This window comes from Halobacillus faecis, assembly GCF_007991335.1.
Lineage (GTDB): Bacteria > Bacillota > Bacilli > Bacillales > Halobacillaceae > Halobacillus > Halobacillus faecis.
In genome coordinates, this window is record NZ_BJYD01000004.1 from 24,091 (window position 1) to 41,607 (window position 17,517).

Annotated in this window: 15 protein-coding genes; 11 read left to right on the forward strand and 4 right to left on the reverse strand. The window is 43.0% G+C overall.

All coding sequences use genetic code 11. From position 1 onward, the window contains the following. The 5 genes from HFA01_RS01935 (at position 1) to spo0A (ending at position 5,587) form a co-directional block, all read left to right on the forward strand. Positions 1–825 (forward strand): TlyA family RNA methyltransferase, encoded by an 825-nt coding sequence (locus HFA01_RS01935; protein WP_146812899.1) that lies wholly within the window; start codon positions 1–3, stop codon positions 823–825. A gap of 63 nt (positions 826–888) precedes the next feature. After that, positions 889–1,338, forward strand: a complete 450-nt coding sequence (gene ahrC, locus HFA01_RS01940) for a transcriptional regulator AhrC/ArgR (RefSeq protein ID WP_089651776.1) — start codon at positions 889–891, stop codon at positions 1,336–1,338. Positions 1,339–1,354: 16 nt separating this feature from the next. Continuing rightward, complete coding sequence (gene recN / locus HFA01_RS01945; protein ID WP_146812900.1) at positions 1,355–3,079, forward strand: DNA repair protein RecN; 1,725 nt, start codon at positions 1,355–1,357, stop codon at positions 3,077–3,079. 237 nt (positions 3,080–3,316) lie between these two features. Next, a complete protein-coding gene (gene spoIVB, locus HFA01_RS01950) occupies positions 3,317–4,567 on the forward strand; it encodes a SpoIVB peptidase (RefSeq protein ID WP_246139244.1) in 1,251 nt (416 codons plus the stop codon). Positions 4,568–4,807: 240 nt separating this feature from the next. Further along, a complete protein-coding gene (gene spo0A / locus HFA01_RS01955; RefSeq protein WP_146812901.1) occupies positions 4,808–5,587 on the forward strand; it encodes a sporulation transcription factor Spo0A in 780 nt (259 codons plus the stop codon). A 45-nt stretch (positions 5,588–5,632) separates the two neighbouring features. On the opposite strand, the gene HFA01_RS01960 is transcribed toward spo0A, so the two are convergent. After that, entirely contained in the window at positions 5,633–5,914 is a 282-nt protein-coding gene (locus HFA01_RS01960) for a hypothetical protein (RefSeq protein ID WP_146812902.1), read from the reverse strand. A 207-nt stretch (positions 5,915–6,121) separates the two neighbouring features. Between HFA01_RS01960 and HFA01_RS01965 the strand changes: the two genes are divergently transcribed. Further along, entirely contained in the window at positions 6,122–7,471 is a 1,350-nt protein-coding gene (locus HFA01_RS01965; protein WP_146812903.1) for an aspartate kinase, read from the forward strand. 243 nt (positions 7,472–7,714) lie between these two features. Here the strand turns inward: HFA01_RS01965 and HFA01_RS01970 are convergent, their stop codons facing one another. Genes HFA01_RS01970 through HFA01_RS01980 form a run of 3 tightly spaced genes read right to left on the reverse strand, consistent with a single transcriptional unit; the run spans position 7,715 to position 10,641 of the window. Next, positions 7,715–8,455, reverse strand: coding sequence for a 3'-5' exonuclease (locus HFA01_RS01970; RefSeq protein WP_146812904.1), 741 nt, complete (start codon positions 8,453–8,455; stop codon positions 7,715–7,717). After that, positions 8,455–10,362, reverse strand: a complete 1,908-nt coding sequence (locus HFA01_RS01975; RefSeq protein WP_146812905.1) for a DUF294 nucleotidyltransferase-like domain-containing protein — start codon at positions 10,360–10,362, stop codon at positions 8,455–8,457. The genes HFA01_RS01970 and HFA01_RS01975 overlap by 1 nt, the downstream gene beginning before the upstream one ends. Positions 10,363–10,404: 42 nt before the next feature. Further along, positions 10,405–10,641, reverse strand: a complete 237-nt coding sequence (locus tag HFA01_RS01980) for a DUF2627 domain-containing protein (RefSeq protein WP_146812906.1) — start codon at positions 10,639–10,641, stop codon at positions 10,405–10,407. A gap of 135 nt (positions 10,642–10,776) precedes the next feature. On the opposite strand from HFA01_RS01980, the gene HFA01_RS01985 reads away from it, so the two are divergent. From HFA01_RS01985 to lpdA, 5 genes are all read left to right on the forward strand, one after another. After that, entirely contained in the window at positions 10,777–12,852 is a 2,076-nt protein-coding gene (locus HFA01_RS01985; RefSeq protein ID WP_146812907.1) for a sigma-54 interaction domain-containing protein, read from the forward strand. Positions 12,853–12,954: 102 nt separating this feature from the next. Beyond that, positions 12,955–13,857, forward strand: a complete 903-nt coding sequence (yqiS, locus tag HFA01_RS01990; RefSeq protein WP_146812908.1) for a phosphate butyryltransferase — start codon at positions 12,955–12,957, stop codon at positions 13,855–13,857. Between the two features lie 13 nt (positions 13,858–13,870). Then, positions 13,871–14,974 (forward strand): branched-chain amino acid dehydrogenase, encoded by a 1,104-nt coding sequence (gene bcd, locus HFA01_RS01995; protein WP_146812909.1) that lies wholly within the window; start codon positions 13,871–13,873, stop codon positions 14,972–14,974. Positions 14,975–14,988: 14 nt separating this feature from the next. Beyond that, positions 14,989–16,074 (forward strand): butyrate kinase, encoded by a 1,086-nt coding sequence (gene buk, locus HFA01_RS02000; RefSeq protein WP_146812910.1) that lies wholly within the window; start codon positions 14,989–14,991, stop codon positions 16,072–16,074. A 15-nt stretch (positions 16,075–16,089) separates the two neighbouring features. Beyond that, positions 16,090–17,511, forward strand: a complete 1,422-nt coding sequence (gene lpdA, locus HFA01_RS02005; RefSeq protein WP_146812911.1) for a dihydrolipoyl dehydrogenase — start codon at positions 16,090–16,092, stop codon at positions 17,509–17,511. Positions 17,512–17,517 lie beyond the last annotated feature (6 nt).

A 17,517-nucleotide genomic window follows, 5' to 3' on the forward strand; every position in this document is an offset into this window, starting at 1 on the left:
ATGGGAAGAAAAGTAAGGCTAGATGTATTATTAGTAGAAAAAGGCTACGTGGAAACACGTGAAAAGGCGAAGAGGACCATTATGGCCGGGCTTGTGTTTCATAATCAAGTCCGCCTGGATAAGCCTGGTCAAAAAATCGAAGAAGACACTGAACTCACAGTCAAAGGAAAAGCTATTCCTTACGTAAGCAGGGGTGGGCTGAAACTAGAAAAGGCCCTTAAGTTTTTTGATCTTTCTGTACAAGATAAAGTAATGATTGATATCGGTTCTTCTACCGGTGGTTTCACAGATTGCGGGCTGCAAAATGGTGTGAAGCTTAGTTATGCGATTGATGTCGGCTATAACCAGTTGGACTGGGGTCTTCGTAACCATGATCAAGTTGTTGTCATGGAGAGAACAAATTTCAGGTACGTGACAAAAGATGATTTGAAGGAAGGACAACCACAATTTGCTTCGATTGATGTTTCCTTTATTTCGTTACGAATCATACTCCCTGTATTAGCAAATCTTTTGGATAAAGAAGGCGATGTCGTTGCCTTAATCAAGCCTCAATTTGAAGCTGGACGTGAACAGGTCGGGAAAAAGGGAATTGTTAAGGACCCGTCCATACATAGACAGGTGATTGAAAATATTCTTGATTTTGCAACTCAACACGGCTATTCTGTACATGGACTCACTTTTTCGCCGATCACCGGTGGAGACGGGAATATCGAATTCCTTGTCCACTTACGGTTGAATGGAGATGGACAAGGCAGGGTTACAGAAGAGATTAATATTGAAGCGGTAGTTGAAGAAGCGCATGAAGCGCACCGCAAAAACGCATAATGAACGTAAAAGGGCTTATGAAAAGCCCTTTTCTTATGGAAGGACTGGAAACGGAGGATGGTCATGAACAAAGGACAACGTCATATCAAAATCAGGGAATTGATTACGAATGACGACATTGAAACCCAGGATGAGTTAGTCGATCGATTAAAGGGTATGGGCTATAATGTAACTCAAGCTACAGTTTCAAGAGATATTAAAGAATTGCACCTTGTAAAGGTGCCTATGATGGATGGACGCTATAAATACAGCCTGCCGGCAGATCAACGTTTTAATCCTTTTGAAAAATTAAAACGATTGATGATGGATGCCTTTGTCAGTATCGATCGCGCTGGTCATTTCATCATTTTGAAGACTCTTCCAGGAAACGCGAATGCAGTAGGGGCACTGGTGGACAATTTGGAATGGGATGAAATCATGGGCACGATTTGTGGAGATGATACATGTCTGATCATTTGCCGCAGTGCAGAACAAACAGAAACGATAAGTGAGCAGCTGCTCAATATGTTATAACTGAGGTGAAAGTTTCATGCTAACAGAATTGTCTATTCGTGATTTTGCAATCATTGATCGAATTTCAATTACGTTCAAAGAAGGTCTCACCGTACTCACAGGGGAAACAGGTGCGGGTAAATCGATTATTATCGATGCCATACAACTGCTATCTGGTGGACGAGGGTCTGTCGAGTTCGTGCGTCATGGAACAAAAAAAGCCGAAATTGAAGGATTGTTCACCGTAGGAAGCAATCATCCCATTCACAAAGTGGGAGAAGAGTTTGGCGTTGATATTGATGAAGATGGAATGGTCGTACTGCAGAGGACCATTACGCACCAAGGAAAGAGTATTTGCAGGGTGAACGGAAAACTGGTTACACTTGGAATTATGAAAGAATTCGGTCATTCTTTAATCGATATCCATAGCCAGCATGAAACACAATCACTGATGGATCCCGATCGCCATATTGAGCTCCTGGATATTTTTTCGGATGACGATATGAAATCTTCTTTGGAAGAATATCATCGGGTATATGACAAATACCGTGTACTGAAGAAGCGTTACAAGGAATTGAGTGAAAATGAGCAGGAAATGGCACAACGGTTGGATTTGCTTGAGTTTCAACTGAGAGAACTGCAAGAAGCTGAAATGCAGCCATTGGAAGATGAGGAACTTTCAGAAGAGCGTAAAAAGCTGATGAATTATGAGAAGATTTATCAAGGAATCCATGATGCTTATTATTCCTTATATGGGGAGCAAAAAGGCCTGGACTGGCTGAGCCATGCTATGACTTCTCTTGAGAGTACGGCAGACGTGGATGGCGAATTGGCCAAGCTTTCTGAAGAAATGTCGAACTCCTACTATATCATTGAAGAATTGACCTTCCAATTAAGTAATCAAATGGCAGCGCTTGAATTTGATCCTGAACGCTTAAATCAAATTGAATCCCGTTTAAACGAGTTGAACCGTTTGAAAAAGAAGTACGGAGCTACAGTCGATGATATGCTTCAATACGCTTCGAGGATCGAAGAAGAGATTGATGAGATCAGGAATAAGGATTCTCATTTAAGTAAGATGGAAGATGAAATTTATGAACTGGGGCAGGATGCTGTAATAGAGGCGAAAGCACTCCATGACATCAGGACGAGCTCAGCAGCGACTTTATCTGAATATATCCATGAAGAGTTAAGGGATTTATATTTAGAGAAAGCGTCTTTTGCTGTCGATATTAATTTGAAAGAAGGAAGGGAAGCTGACCCTGAACTTGACGGTCATCCGGTACAATTGCTCCCAAATGGGATAGACATCGTAAAATTCCTAATCACTACAAATCCAGGTGAACCATTAAAAGAACTACATAAAGTTGCATCGGGAGGAGAAATGTCGCGGATCATGCTTGCTTTAAAGCGCATTTTCTCACGACACCAAGGCGTTACGAGTGTGATTTTCGACGAGGTAGATACGGGTGTAAGCGGTCGAGTAGCCCAGGCGATTGCTGAAAAAATCTACGGAATATCAGAAGGGTCACAAGTCTTGTGTATTTCACACCTTCCGCAAGTAGCTGCTATGGCCGATACTCACGTAAGAATTGAAAAACGAGTGGATAATGATCGAACTCATACAGCAGCAAAAGAATTGACATATGATGAGAAAGCAGATGAGATCTCCAGAATGATCACTGGTGCGGAACTTACAGAAACAACGGTTGAACATGCTCGTGAACTGCTACTCATGGCTGAGAAACATAAGAAACGATAAAAGAACAAAAGATAAGCGTATGGATTGTACAATCCATACGCATTTTTTATTTATATACGTAGTTTCCGCAAAATTTCATATGATATTCCAATCTTTACATATACGTTGGAGAATGTTTCTACACAAGGGAAAGGGTACTATAATTACTGTGATTATGCTCGTTTAAAAATGCTTGTGGAAGACCACATTATAAGTAAGCCATTTAGTTGGTACTGGAGTGATAAGGAGTGTGAACCCGTGAAAGATCAACAGACATTTAAATATATATGCGGTTCCGTTCTCCTGCTGTTCATGCTCATTTTACCTTTAATAGCCCCTGTTCATGATTATCTTTCCATCCCTACCGATGTGAAAATCAGTGCATCTAATGATCCAGAAGTCCTTTCTGAAGGTGAAGAGACAGAAGCGTTGACTGCTTTTTCATCCACTGATGATCATCAAGTCTTTTATGAGTTCGCCGGAGTTCCGCTCAAGAAAACAGATGTAACGCAAATGCGTGACATCCGTTTGATTCCTGGCGGTCAGTCGGTGGGGGTTGAATTGCATACAAAGGGAGTTCTAGTCGTCGGACACCATTTGGTGAATGGAGAAAAAGAGGCGAAGAAATCACCGGGTGAGGAAGCGAATGTCCTTGTTGGTGACATCCTCCTTGAGGGGAATGGTCAGGAACTCAATAGTATGGAAGAGCTGTCCTCCATCGTCAAAGAGTCTGGCGAAGCGGAGAAACCCATTGAACTTAAAATTAAGCGAGGGAAAGAGATGATCTCCACCTCTTTAACCCCAGTTTTTAACGCGCAGGAGAAAGAGTTTCAAATTGGTCTCTATATCCGTGATTCAGCTGCAGGTATCGGGACAATGACGTTTTATGATCCAGAAACGAAAAAATATGGAGCACTGGGCCATGTGATTTCGGATATGGATACGAAGAAACCGATTGAAATTCATGAAGGGACGATTGTTCGTTCCCACGTAACCTCTATTGAAAAAGGAAGTCAGGGAATTCCTGGTGAGAAAAAAGCGAAATTTTCATTACGTGATGATCGGCTAGGTACGATTACTAAAAACACACCATTCGGCATTTTTGGTGAATTGGATGGGGATATGAAAAATGAAACGTATCCTAAAGGGGTCCCTGTCGGATTTGCAGAAGAAGTCGAAGAAGGACCTGCTCAAATTATGACCGTGTTAGATGGTGAAGAAATGCAGACCTTTGATGTGGAAATCGTCAGTAATATGCCGAAAAAATCCGCAGTAACAAAAGGGCTGATTGTAAAAATCACTGATCCTGAACTTCTTGATAAAACAGGAGGAATTGTTCAGGGAATGAGTGGAAGCCCTATTATTCAAAATGGAAAAATTATTGGTGCAGTCACTCATGTGTTCGTCAACGATCCGACAAGCGGATACGGGGTGCACATTGAATGGATGCTACAAGAAGCCGGGATACCATTATACGAAGATAATATCACTAAACAAAAAGCGAGTTAGAAGAGCCTCCCTAAAGGCTCTTCTTTTTTCATGCATCAACGTCATATCTAATCGACAAATTTCGACAATTGTTATAAGCGTATGTCGAATTTGTACGAATTCATAAGTATTTTAAAGCATTTTCAAGATAATCTCAAATATTGAAATCTTTTTGTTATAATAAAAGAGGGTTAAATTCCTGGATGTCGAATATGTGTATTACGGAAAAAAGAAGGACTATTTTGTAAGGAGGAAAAATAAATGGAAAAGATTCGAGTTTGTTTGGCTGATGATAACCGTGAGCTTGTAAAGCTACTTGAGGAATATTTTGATGATGCGTCGGATATTGATGTCGTAGGAACGTCCTATAATGGGAAAGATTGTCTTCAAATGGTAGAGGAGAAGAAACCGGATGTGTTGATTCTGGATATCATTATGCCACATTTAGATGGGCTAGCAGTCTTGAACAAATTAAGAGACATGGACAAGCACCCAGAAGTCATTATGTTGACGGCTTTCGGTCAAGAAGAAGTCACGAAGAAAGCAGTGGAACTTGGAGCCGCTTACTTTATGATGAAGCCATTCGATCTCGACCATCTTGGTGAACAAGTTCGTCAAATTAAACATGCGGGTGACCCAATCAATCGTGCATTGGGGAACAGCTACACATCAACCAAATCGAAAAAACCTGACCTTGACACAAGTATTACTCACATTATCCATGAAGTGGGAGTACCAGCACACATTAAAGGTTATCAGTACTTGAGAGAAGCCATTACAATGGTCTACCATGATCTTGAACTTCTTGGCTCAATTACAAAAGTCCTTTATCCGGATATTGCAACGAAATATAACACGACGGCATCCCGAGTAGAACGCGCCATTAGGCATGCGATTGAAGTAGCTTGGAATCGAGGGAATATTGATGCGATTTCTTCCCTGTTCGGCTACACGATCTCCAACACGAAAGCAAAACCGACGAATAGTGAATTTATAGCGATGGTAGCGGATCGCTTACGCTTAGAGCATAAAGCGAGTTAAGTAAAAGGCGCAGGGCACGAGAGGTGGAAAGCATCTCTCGTGCTTTTATTTTTCTGCTGTCATCAATTCAATAATCTCTTTTGCAAGCTTAAAATCTTCATATATGCCCGCATCAATTTCCTCAATTTGCTTATTCAAGAAATCGTAAAGCTCTTCTTCAAGTAAAAAAAGTCCGTCTCTGTTAATCAGCCGGTAACTGAAGGGAAGGTCTAAGTATTGAATGATGACAAAGGTGTGTCCTTGATCCTCGTATGTACAAAGTATGGATAATTCACTATCCTCGGGATAATACCTGGATCCACCAAATCCATCCCTTTTCAAAACCATAGAACCACCCTTCCTCTTATCATCCATCATATCTAAAAATACCAAAAGATGTAACAATTTTGTAGAATAAATGCAAAAATTCCCATGTTTACGTCAATTTTCGCAGCCCGTATGTTTTTTTCTAATTTTTTGTTCAATTGTGCACCTCTTTTGTGATACAATTCTTAATTATTAATTACTTTCGTTCTCTAATGGGGTGTTGTATAAATGAAGGTTGTAAAATTTGGAGGCAGTTCTTTAGCAGATGCCGGGCAGATAAAAAAGGTGAAAAATATTATGGAGTTAGATGAAGACCGACGCGTAGTTGTCGTTTCAGCTCCAGGGAAACGTCATAGTAAAGACGAAAAAGTGACGGATCTCCTTATTGCTTTAGGTACATCCATACAAATGAACCAAATGGATGAGACCGTTTATAAAAAAATCATCGACCGCTTTCAATCGATGACCGAGGAGCTCGAGCTCTCCTTCCGTGTAGTGGAACAAGTGAAGGATAAAATTGATGAAGCGATGCAACTGGTGAAAGATGGTTCTGAGCATGCGTTTGACGCTTTAAAAGCTTGTGGAGAGGATGGTTCTGCTCATATTGTGAGTGCATATTTGCAGAAGACAGGGACTAAAGCTTCTTATGTAAATCCAAAAGAAGCAGGAATTCTCGTGCGAGATCAACCTGGTGGAGCGTTGGTTTTAGAAGAAAGCTTTGAAAAATTGTACAGCTTGAGGCATAGGAATGAAATCCTTGTTATTCCAGGCTTTTTTGGCTATACGCCTGAAGGTGAATTGGTGACGTTCTCCCGCGGTGGATCTGATATTACCGGGTCGATTGTAGCAGCTGGTTTAAAGGCAGACTTGTATGAGAACTTTACGGATGTCGATTCTGTTTATTGTGTCAATCCCATGTTCGTGGACCAGCCAAAGCAGTTAACCTCTTTGACTTATCGAGAGATGCGGGAGCTATCCTATGCAGGCTTTTCTGTATTTCATGACGAAGCGCTTATCCCAGCGTTTAAAGAAAAAATACCTGTATGCATTAAAAATACCAATAACCCTGCGGCACCTGGGACAATGATTGTAGCGGACCTCCCTGAAAGGGAAAGTCATGTTGTAGGTATTGCAAGCGATGACGGGTTTTTGAACTTATATGTGAGTAAATACTTAATGAACCGGGAAATTGGCTTTGGTCGCAGGTTGCTTCAAATATTAGAAGATGAAGAAGTATCTTTTGAACACGCGCCTTCTGGAATCGATGACATGTCCGTTGTCATTCGTGAACATCATCTTCCACCTGAAAAAGAGGAAAAGGTTATAAAGCGGATTAAAGAAGAACTTGAAGTAGATACCGTCTTGATTGAAAGAGAAATGGCTATGATTATGATCGTAGGGGAAGGTATGAACCAGACGATTGGTATCGCCAGCCGTGCAGCAGCAGCTTTCCGTGATGCAGAGGTCAATATTGAGATGATCAACCAAGGGTCATCTGAGGTTTCAATGATGTTCGGTGTCAAGTCTTCAGGCTTAGGCAAAGCCGTCCAATCTCTGTATCGCACGTTCTTTGAATAGGCTTCCTCGATGGGAGTGTAAGGTTGATAGCGGAAGACAATCCAACTTGGCAAAGGGGTTCGTTTCTCCCATAAATCGAATGGGGTGGTTGGGAAGCTCGCCACTCCCCCACATGAGAGCGAGTTGCTTGTCAGCCACCTATGATACTCAACTAGGCAACGAACACTGGGAACATCTCAAAACTGAGTTTTCAACAATCAGGAGCTTATCTATAAAAGACAGAAAAAAACGAAGCAGTGATTTTCACTGCTTCGTTTTTTTCTGTTGAGCTATAACTTCATTCAATTGTTCCAATGTGTGAACGTCATAATCAATTGTTTTCGAAAGTAAATACCGAAATAGTTCTGCGGTCATAATCGCATCATTCAGAGCATGGTGTCGTTCCCTTTTATCAATGCCTACATACTTTAGCAAAGGATCAAGCTGGTGTCTTTCGTTCGGCAGAAGCCATTGTGCCATAAGTTGGGAGTCGATCACGTGTGGTTCATAATCAGGAAGCTTCCACCTTTTTAACATAGCCCTTAAGAAACGCATATCAAACTTAGCTGGATGGGCGACAAGAACAGAACCCTCACTGAAGTCCATGAAGTTGCGGAAACCTTCAATGAAAGGGCTGGCATTGTCCAGGCGGTCCCTGGATAGTCCTGTTAAACGCAGCGTTTGTTTATTAACAGGACGAATGGGCCGGATAACCTGATGGAATTTCTCCATTCGGCAAGCATGAAGTCCTTGAAGCCTGATTGCACCGATGGATATGATCTCATGTCCGATTTCTGGTAAAAACCCGGTTGTCTCAAGGTCAAAGATGGTATAATCCAAGTCCTTTAATCGCTTCTTGTGAAAATGTCCCTTTTGATTGAAAACGTGCAGCTGCTTTTCTAATTCGTGGTATGTGTGCCATTTCAGATAAGGTTTGATCTTGAAATAGTACATCGGTTTTTCAAAAAGCAGATACTTTATAATTTGTAAGTCAACTGGAAGCATCATACCACCCGATTTCGGTTATAGCTCAGTTCTAGCACCTGCTGCAGGCGTTTGGCGATAATGAGCGCTTCTCTGAGTGATCGACGTTCTTCTTTTTTCATGGGTCCAAGTTTTAAATCATTGCTTAATGGTTCTTCATCGTCCAACTGTTGGAGATTAGCTTTCAAACGGAACAGCATCAGACGGTGCAAGGCGGTTTTCGCATTTTCCACATCCCGCGGGTGGAAACGTTCCTGTTCAGCTAAAGCTTCAAGCCTATTTACAGTATTAATCTCTTCAATACCATACTTCATACTGTAAATACGGATGGCATTGACGATTTGCATAATGGCTGATTTCTTCAAGTTAAGTGTCCGTTTTTTACCAATTCCTGAAATTCTTCCAAATGGTTGGACAGGGACCCGGAAGCGAAGCGTATCTTTCATAAGCAATTGATGAAGGTTTAAGGATTTTTGAACGCGTTTCGTTACATATTTCTTTAAGTCATAAGCAAGAGAATAATCGCCGGTAATTGGACGGAAATCCATGAAGATCGTGAAATCTCGGATTTCTTCTGCGTCCATTTTGTTGATCCACTGGTCGATACTTCCTTGCCAATCGCTCATCTGCTGACGCCATTTTGGTTCCTTTGCCATAATACCGCCTGTGCAGTAAGGAAAGCCACATTCATTCAACATATCATTGATTTTACGGGTGAAAATTTCGAAGTACTTTTCGATTTTCGCTTTATGCTTACTCTTGTCATAGTCGGCAAGAATAATGGCGTTATCCTGATCCGTGGAGAAAGCCTGTTCTTTCCGTCCTTCACTGCCCATAACCAGGAAACAGTAATTGACCGGCGGTGCTCCATGACCTTCACGGATCATTTCGTCTTCTGCAATCTGTACGACTTGTTTGTGAATCCGATCGTTATAGTTCGTCATCAACTCCGCTATATCATAAGCAAACATGTGATCTTTAATCAAACTCGCGACAAATTTTTGGAACCGTTCATTATGAATCGGTGACAGCGGTTTGATTTCATCAATTGTAGTAGCGTTTGAAATTTTATAAGTCAGGTCGAAGTACACCGAATTTTTAATCGTGAAAAACGAGGACTGCCTCAGAATTCCGACGACCTTGTCCTTATGGAGAACAGGGATGATCTCTGTAGGATGGTGCTTCAAATAACTTAAAGCATCATAGATAAATTCCTGCTCATTAATCTCATAAGCTTCTTCAGACATATAAGCTTTGACAGGGTTCTTGTGATCGTTCTCAAAGTAAGCCTTCAATATTTCACCATATCCAATCATACCAAGCATGGATTGTTGGTCATCACTTACAATCAGTGCTTCTATCTTCTGCTGCTGCAGCATGCGGGCAGCTTTTTCAATTGAGGCTTCTGGATGTATAAACGTAGGGGGCTCCATATATGCGTCTGCTCGCTTCTTGTACAGTTCGCGATCATCTTGTTCATCTGTCGTAGAGCTTTTATATTTTACTTCATCGTATAAACTTTTCATCAAGTGGCTGATGCCGTCCATCACGACTTTTGAAAAGTGATTGTTGTTTGACATCACTTTCAAGAAAGATTCACGTTCAAAGCAAATGGTTTTGATCGGTTCTAATGCCTGAACAGAAAATCGCATTTCCCCACTTGTGAGGAGGATCATAACACCTACCAGATCTCCCGGGTAATAGAATCTGACTGATAATTGGCGGCCGTTCGACCGGTGCATGATATTTTTAGCAAGTCCGGAGACCATGAAGTGGATATCGATCGTATCATCTTCCTGATCTTCATGGATGATGAATTCGTTCTTAGAGAATTCTCTGACCATGGCTTTCCCGAACACTTCTTCAAACTCTTCCTCAGAGAGCAAATCGAAAGGGTATTGCTTTCTAAACATTTCAAACTCTGTCACAGAGCAAAACTCCTTCATCACAGTTGTTATTCTCACTTTGTCCTAATCCTTTTGTTTGAACCGCCCTTTGGTCAAATTGCGCTTTCTGTCTCTGTGCAGGATAAAACCTCCAATGAAGGCCATTCCACCAACTACAAAGAGAATTCCAACAAGCCCTTGAATGGCGATGTGAAAAAAGACAGAGTGAAATTCGCCAAAAAGGGCGTCCCGAATCAATTTTATCCCATAAACGGCGATTAAACCGGGGGTGACTAATAAAAGTAAAGCAATTAAACGCATACTCATAACTCCTTTAATTCAATCCATGAATAAGTATATCAAATGGCAGGGCAGGTTGGAACTATAGACGTACTTGCTAAAACGTGCAGATTAGGGTACGATGAAGTTACGCAAAAAGTTGCAGGGTGTGGTGAAATGAAACGTGTGTTGATTGTCGGAGCGGGGAAAGGTGGAACCGCCCTGTTGAAATTGTTAAAAAAAATGGATCGTATGTTAGTAGTTGCCGTAACAGACATCGATCCAAATGCGCCGGGGATAGCGCTTGCTGAGAGTTACGGAATTTCTACAGACCGACAGTGGCAGGATTGGATACATAGAGACATTGATATCGTAATCGAAGCCACAGGGGATGAACATGTGTTCAACGAAATTCGGGAAACTAGAAAACGCTCAACGGTTGTCATACCAGGTTCGGTCGCTTATGTGACCGCAGAATTACTGGATGAAAAGGAAACACTCGTGCAAAAACTGAAGCAGCAGACGGAAAATCAACACCTGATTTTGAACAGCATTCATGATGGAATGATTGTTATAGATGAGGAAGGTAAAATTTCATTTATCAACCGAAGTGCAGAGCGCATTGTAGGGATGAGGCGTTCATCTATGATTGGAGAACCCATCAATGAAATTATTCCGGATTCAAGGCTTCCTCAAGTCCTGGCCTCCCGCGAAGAAGAAGTAAATCAGAAGCTTGCTTTAGGGAACGGGAAGAAAGTCGTGACTACAAGAATTCCGATGATTGGGCAAAACCAAAGGGTGATCGGTGCTTTTGCTGTTTTTAAAGATATTACGGAAGTTGTCAATCTCGCTGAGGAAATCACAGACCTTAAAGAAGTGAAAACGATGCTCGAGGCCATCATTCATTCTTCGGATGAGGCGATTTCGGTTGTCGATGAAAATGGAAGCGGTTTAATGATTAACCCTGCATACACGAGGATTACCGGGCTTTCTGAAGAAGAAATCGTTGGAAAGCCGGCAACGGTCGATATATCTGAAGGAGAAAGTATGCACATGAAAGTCCTCCGTACAAGAAGGCCCGTACGGGGAGTGCGCATGAAGGTAGGACCTTCGAAAAAGGACGTTCTCGTTAATGTCGCTCCTGTGATCGTCGATGGGAAGCTAAAAGGGAGTGTAGGAGTTCTTCACGACGTTTCGGAAATTCAAGCGTTGACGAGTGAACTAAAAAGAGCGCGACAAATCATACGCAGTTTGGAAGCGAAGTACACATTTGATGATATTATCGGAGACTCCCAGGAAATGACCTTAGCTCTTGAACAAGCAAAAGTCGGTGCGCGCACGCCAGCTTCCGTCTTGTTGAGAGGGGAGTCGGGAACGGGAAAAGAACTTTTCGCCCATGCGATTCATAACGAGAGCAAGCGGCGCCATAATAAGTTTATCCGTGTCAATTGTGCGGCCATAGCAGAATCCTTACTCGAAAGTGAATTGTTCGGTTACGAAGATGGTGCTTTCTCAGGTGCAAAACGAGGCGGTAAAAAAGGGCTGTTCGAGGAAGCGAACCACGGAAGTATTTTCCTTGATGAAATCGGTGAATTGACGCTGCCGATGCAGGCGAAATTGCTGCGGGTGCTGCAAGAGAATGAAATCATCCGGGTCGGTGGTACGAAACCTGTCCATGTGGATGTCCGTGTCATTGCTGCCACGAATGTGAATTTGGAAAAAGCGATTATGAACAAGAATTTCCGTGAAGATCTCTATTATCGTCTGAACCGGCTTCCGATTTACATTCCTCCACTTCGTGAAAGAATCGAAGATGTTCAGCTTTTGACGGACCATTTGATCCAAAAGCTGAATGAAGACTATGGAAGGCATGTAACCTCAGTGGATGAGGAGGCTTTTCGGATTTTGAAAGAATACGATTGGCCGGGAAATGTAAGAGAGTTAGAAAACATTATTGGCCGAGCAATGATTTATATGGAGAATATGGAAGATACGATCAAGGTGGAACATCTTCCCCGGCTGAAGAAGGCAACAGCTGAATCAGGGGGCCCTACGGAAAATGCGCCATGGCTGGGAGAGACCTTGCAAGAAGCTGTAGATGAATATGAAAAGAGTTTGCTTGCGGATGCTTACCGGTCTCATGATTTTAATAAAACGAAAACAGCTAAGGCTTTAGGGATTTCCATTCGCAATTTATATTATAAATTAGAGAAATACCAACTGGACAAAAATAGCATGCAAAATTTTTCATAGTGCAGACTTTTGCATAGGTATGAACCTCCATGAACACCTGTTTTCGTGTTCGTAGGAGTTGGCATGAATATTGCATGTATAGAAGAGGGGAAGAGGTGACGCATGAAAAAGTTAGATGAACTAGTTGATCAAATTGACCGTCGCTCACCGAAAACGGTCGCTGTTGCTCAAGCAGCAGATGATGAAGTATTGAAGGCAGTAAAATTGGCCCGGGCGTCCAACCTGGCTGAATTCTTTCTTGTAGGAGATCAATCAGAGATTGAAAGCAAGTCAAAAGCTGTTGATTTGGATTTATCACAGGAAGGTATTGAAGTGATTCATGCGAGTGAGAAGGATAGTGCACGAGTGGCTGTGAAAGCTGTTCACTCCGGCGAAGCTCATGTTGTGATGAAAGGCCACATCGATACAAAATCTTTGTTGAAAGCAGTCCTTGATAAAGAGTACGGACTCAGAAAAGGTTCAGTACTGTCTCATGTGGCTTTGTTTGAAATTCCAGGCAGGGACAAACTGATTTACCTAACTGACGCAGCGATGAATATCGCGCCAAGTCTGGAGGAAAAAGTACAAATCATCAATAATGCCGTGGAAGTAGCTACACGGGCAGGTTGGGAGAACCCGAAGGTAGCTCCACTAGCAGCGGTAGAAGTAGTAAACCCTTCCATGACAGCCACTCAAGATGCCGCTATGCTTACGCAAATGAACAGGCGCGGGCAGCTGAAGAACTGTATCGTTGATGGCCCTCTTGCCTTTGACAATGCTGTTGATCCAAAAGCAGCGGAACAAAAAGGAATTGTATCAGAAGTAGCGGGGCAGGCGGATATCCTCGTTGTGCCATCCATAGAAGTGGCCAATGCCTTGTACAAGTCATTCATATATTTCGCCAATGGAAAAGTGGCGGGCGTGATCAGTGGGGCTAAAGCTCCAATCGTATTGACGTCGAGAGCAGATGATGCCGAGAGCAAAATTTATTCACTGGCTTTAGCTTTACAAGCCAGTCAACAATAGGAGGAATCACACAATGAAAATTTTCAGCTATATGCAAGAGTACGATTACGAGCAGTTGTTATTCTGTCAAGATGAACAATCCGGTTTAAAAGCAATTATCGCCATCCATGATACAACGCTTGGGCCTGCTCTTGGAGGCACACGTATGTGGACATATGCTTCAGAAGACGATGCAGTAGAAGATGCGCTGCGTTTAGCAAAAGGAATGACCTATAAAAATGCGGCCGCTGGCCTGAATCTCGGTGGAGGGAAAACGGTCATCATCGGGGATCCTAAAAAAGATAAAAACGAAGAAATGTTCCGTGCTTTCGGTCGTTATATTCAAGGTCTGAATGGCCGCTACATTACTGCAGAGGATGTAGGAACAACCGTTCAGGATATGGATTTAATTCATGAGGAAACGGATTATGTAACAGGAATCTCCCCTGCCTTTGGTTCTTCAGGAAACCCTTCACCAGTAACTGCTTACGGGGTTTACCGTGGGATGAAAGCGGCAGCTAAAGAAGGTTTTGGCACGGATTCCTTAGAAGGAAAAACAGTGGCTGTGCAGGGTGTTGGAAATGTAGCCTTTACCTTATGCCGTCATCTCCACGAAGAGGGAGCAAATCTTGTTGTAACAGATATCAACAAAGAAGCGGTTCAACGTGCAGTTGAAGAATTTGGTGCAAAAGCGGTTGATCCGGACGATATTTACAGCGTGGATTGTGACATTTATGCTCCTTGTGCCCTTGGAGCAACGATAAACGATGAAACGATTCCTCAACTAAAAGCGAAAGTCATTGCTGGTGCAGCAAATAACCAGTTGAAGGAAACGAAACACGGCGACATTTTGCATGAAAAAGGCATTGTCTATACGCCGGATTATGTGATCAACGCAGGAGGCGTCATCAACGTAGCAGATGAGCTTCACGGATATAATAAAGATCGTGCGATGAAGCGAGTAGAAACGATTTATGACAACGTATCTCGCGTCTTTGAGATTTCACGCCGCGATAACATTCCAACATATGCAGCAGCAGACCGTATGGCAGAGGAACGCATTGAGCGTATGCGTAGATCCCGCAGTCAGTTCCTTCAAAACGGTCAACACATCTTAAGCAGAAGACAGAACGGTTAACGGGGGTTTAGGAATTGCAAACACATCGTATTCTGGTTATCAACCCAGGTTCCACATCTACGAAGATCGGAGTCTTTGATGATCAGGAAGTGGTTTTTGAAAAAACGATCCGTCACTCGGCGGAGGAAATCAATTCATTCAAGCGCATCATTGATCAATATGAATTTCGTAAACAGGTCATTCTCGACGAGCTTGACCGTGAAGGCATCAACATCAGCAAGTTGAGTGCTGTCTGCGGGAGAGGCGGATTGCTGCGTCCTATTGAAGGTGGGACATATGAGGTCAATGAGGCGATGCTTGAAGACTTAAAAAATGGATACAATGGAGAACATGCGTCAAATCTTGGTGGGATCATTGCCAATGAAATTGCTCAAGGCTTGAACATTGGAGCCTATATCGTCGACCCGGTCGTGGTGGATGAACTCCATGAATTAGCCCGTGTTTCTGGTGTCCCTGAAATTCCAAGAAAAAGTATCTTTCATGCCTTGAATCAGAAAGCTGTCGCTAGAAGAGCGGCAGCTGATCTTGGTCTGTCCTATAAGGATGCCCGCCTGATCGTCACTCATATGGGGGGAGGAATCACGGTAGGTGCCCATGTTGGAGGCCGAGTGATTGATGTCAACAATGGTTTACACGGAGATGGACCTTTCTCCCCTGAACGGGCAGGGACCGTTCCTGCTGGTGACCTTGTTTCCCTATGCTTCTCCGGCCAATATTATCGTGATGAAGTCATGAAGAAGCTAGTCGGGCAAGGGGGGCTTATGGCGTACTTGGACACAAACGATGCCCGTGAAGTCGAAGAGATGGTTGCTAATGGTGACAAAAAAGCGAAGGTTGTCTTTGACGCCATGGCTTACCAAATTGCCAAAGAAATCGGAAGCATGAGTGCTGTGATGGAAGGTAAAGTGGATGCGATTGCGCTCACGGGCGGACTTGCCTACGGGAAAGCGTTCGTTGAAGAGATATCAAAACGTGTGCATTGGATTGCAGATGTCCTTGTGTATCCTGGTGAAAATGAGCTGGAAGCGTTGAATGAGGGGACGCTGCGTGTCCTTAATAAAGAAGAAGTTCCAAAACAATATCCTAACTTTCAAGAATAGGAAGGAGAATCCAAGGTGGCACAAGAATACGATTTGGTCATTCTCGGAGGTGGCACAGGCGGTTACGTCGCCGCCATCCGAGCTTCAAAATTAGGTCTGAAAACAGCGATTGTAGAAAAAAGAGAACTTGGTGGGACATGCTTACACAGAGGGTGCATCCCTTCAAAAGCATTGCTTCGAAGTGCTGAAGTATTCAAACAGACGAAAGAAGCTGATCGGTATGGAGTTTCAACAGAAAACCCAACCTTGAATTTTACAAAAGTCCAAGAACGGAAACAATCAATTGTAGACACACTACATAAAGGCGTTCAAGGATTGATGAAAAAAGGAAAGATCGATGTTTATGAAGGCTTTGGCCGTATCTTAGGTCCTTCTATTTTTTCACCAACAGCCGGAACGATTTCTGTGGAGATGAACAATGGGGAAGAAAACGAAATGTTGATCCCAAAAAATGTGTTAGTGGCAACAGGTTCGACTCCGAAATCACTGCCTGGACTTGAAATCGATGGTGAAGTTGTCCTGAGTTCTGATGAAGCTTTGCATATGAAAGAATTACCTGAATCCATCATCATCGTTGGTGGAGGGGTCATCGGAATCGAGTGGGCCTCAATGCTTGCAGACTTCGGTGTTAAAGTGACGGTTCTTGAGTATTTGCCACACATCCTTCCTACCGAAGACGAAGATATTTCCAGGGAAATGTTGAAGCAGATGAAAAAGAAAGGCGTTGACATTGTTACAAGCGCTAAGGTCCTTTCTGATACGATCGAAAAAGACACTGGTGTAAAAGTTGATGCAGAAGTGGACGGCGAGACCGTTACTTATGAAGCGGAACGCATGCTGGTTTCTGTCGGGAGATCAGCGAACGTTGATAATATCGGTCTTGAAAACACAGACATTCTAGTCGAAAACGGGGTAGTTCAAACTAATAATGTCTACCAGACGAAAGAAAGCCACATTTATGCAATTGGTGATGTCATCGGTGGCATGCAGCTGGCTCACGTAGCCTCTCATGAAGGGATGATTGCAGTCGAACATATGGCTGATCAAAACCCTCATCCGATGAATCAGGATCAAGTGCCATCCTGTATCTACTCCAACCCTGAAGTCTCAAGTGTCGGTTTGACGGAAAAAGCGGCAAAAGAAAAAGGGTTTGATGTAAAAGTAGGCAAGTTCCCATTCCAAGCGATCGGTAAAGCGCTCGTACACGGAGAGACCGATGGCTTTGTCAAAATCGTTGCCGACAAAGAAACGGATGATGTATTAGGCGTGCATATGATTGGACCGCATGTAACAGACATGATTTCAGAAGCAGCCTTGGCTCAAGTTCTTGATGCCACGCCTTGGGAAATCGCTGAAACGATTCACCCACACCCAACGCTCTCTGAAGCGATCGGGGAAGCGGCTATGGCCGTCGACGGAAATCAAATCCACGGATAAATAAGA

Excerpts from the sequence above, each read along its gene's own strand:
- ahrC (WP_089651776.1), top strand. The coding sequence starts at position 889 with ATGAACAAAGGACAACGTCATATCAAAATCAGGGAATTGATTACGAAT.
- spo0A (WP_146812901.1), top strand. The coding sequence starts at position 4,808 with ATGGAAAAGATTCGAGTTTGTTTGGCTGATGATAACCGTGAGCTTGTA.
- HFA01_RS01935 (WP_146812899.1), top strand. The coding sequence starts at position 1 with ATGGGAAGAAAAGTAAGGCTAGATGTATTATTAGTAGAAAAAGGCTAC.
- HFA01_RS01960 (WP_146812902.1), bottom strand. The coding sequence starts at position 5,914 with ATGGTTTTGAAAAGGGATGGATTTGGTGGATCCAGGTATTATCCCGAG.
- yqiS (WP_146812908.1), top strand. The coding sequence starts at position 12,955 with ATGAAAAAGTTAGATGAACTAGTTGATCAAATTGACCGTCGCTCACCG.
- HFA01_RS01985 (WP_146812907.1), top strand. The coding sequence starts at position 10,777 with ATGAAACGTGTGTTGATTGTCGGAGCGGGGAAAGGTGGAACCGCCCTG.
- bcd (WP_146812909.1), top strand. The coding sequence starts at position 13,871 with ATGAAAATTTTCAGCTATATGCAAGAGTACGATTACGAGCAGTTGTTA.
- recN (WP_146812900.1), top strand. The coding sequence starts at position 1,355 with ATGCTAACAGAATTGTCTATTCGTGATTTTGCAATCATTGATCGAATT.
- HFA01_RS01965 (WP_146812903.1), top strand. The coding sequence starts at position 6,122 with ATGAAGGTTGTAAAATTTGGAGGCAGTTCTTTAGCAGATGCCGGGCAG.
- HFA01_RS01970 (WP_146812904.1), bottom strand. The coding sequence starts at position 8,455 with ATGCTTCCAGTTGACTTACAAATTATAAAGTATCTGCTTTTTGAAAAA.
- HFA01_RS01980 (WP_146812906.1), bottom strand. The coding sequence starts at position 10,641 with ATGCGTTTAATTGCTTTACTTTTATTAGTCACCCCCGGTTTAATCGCC.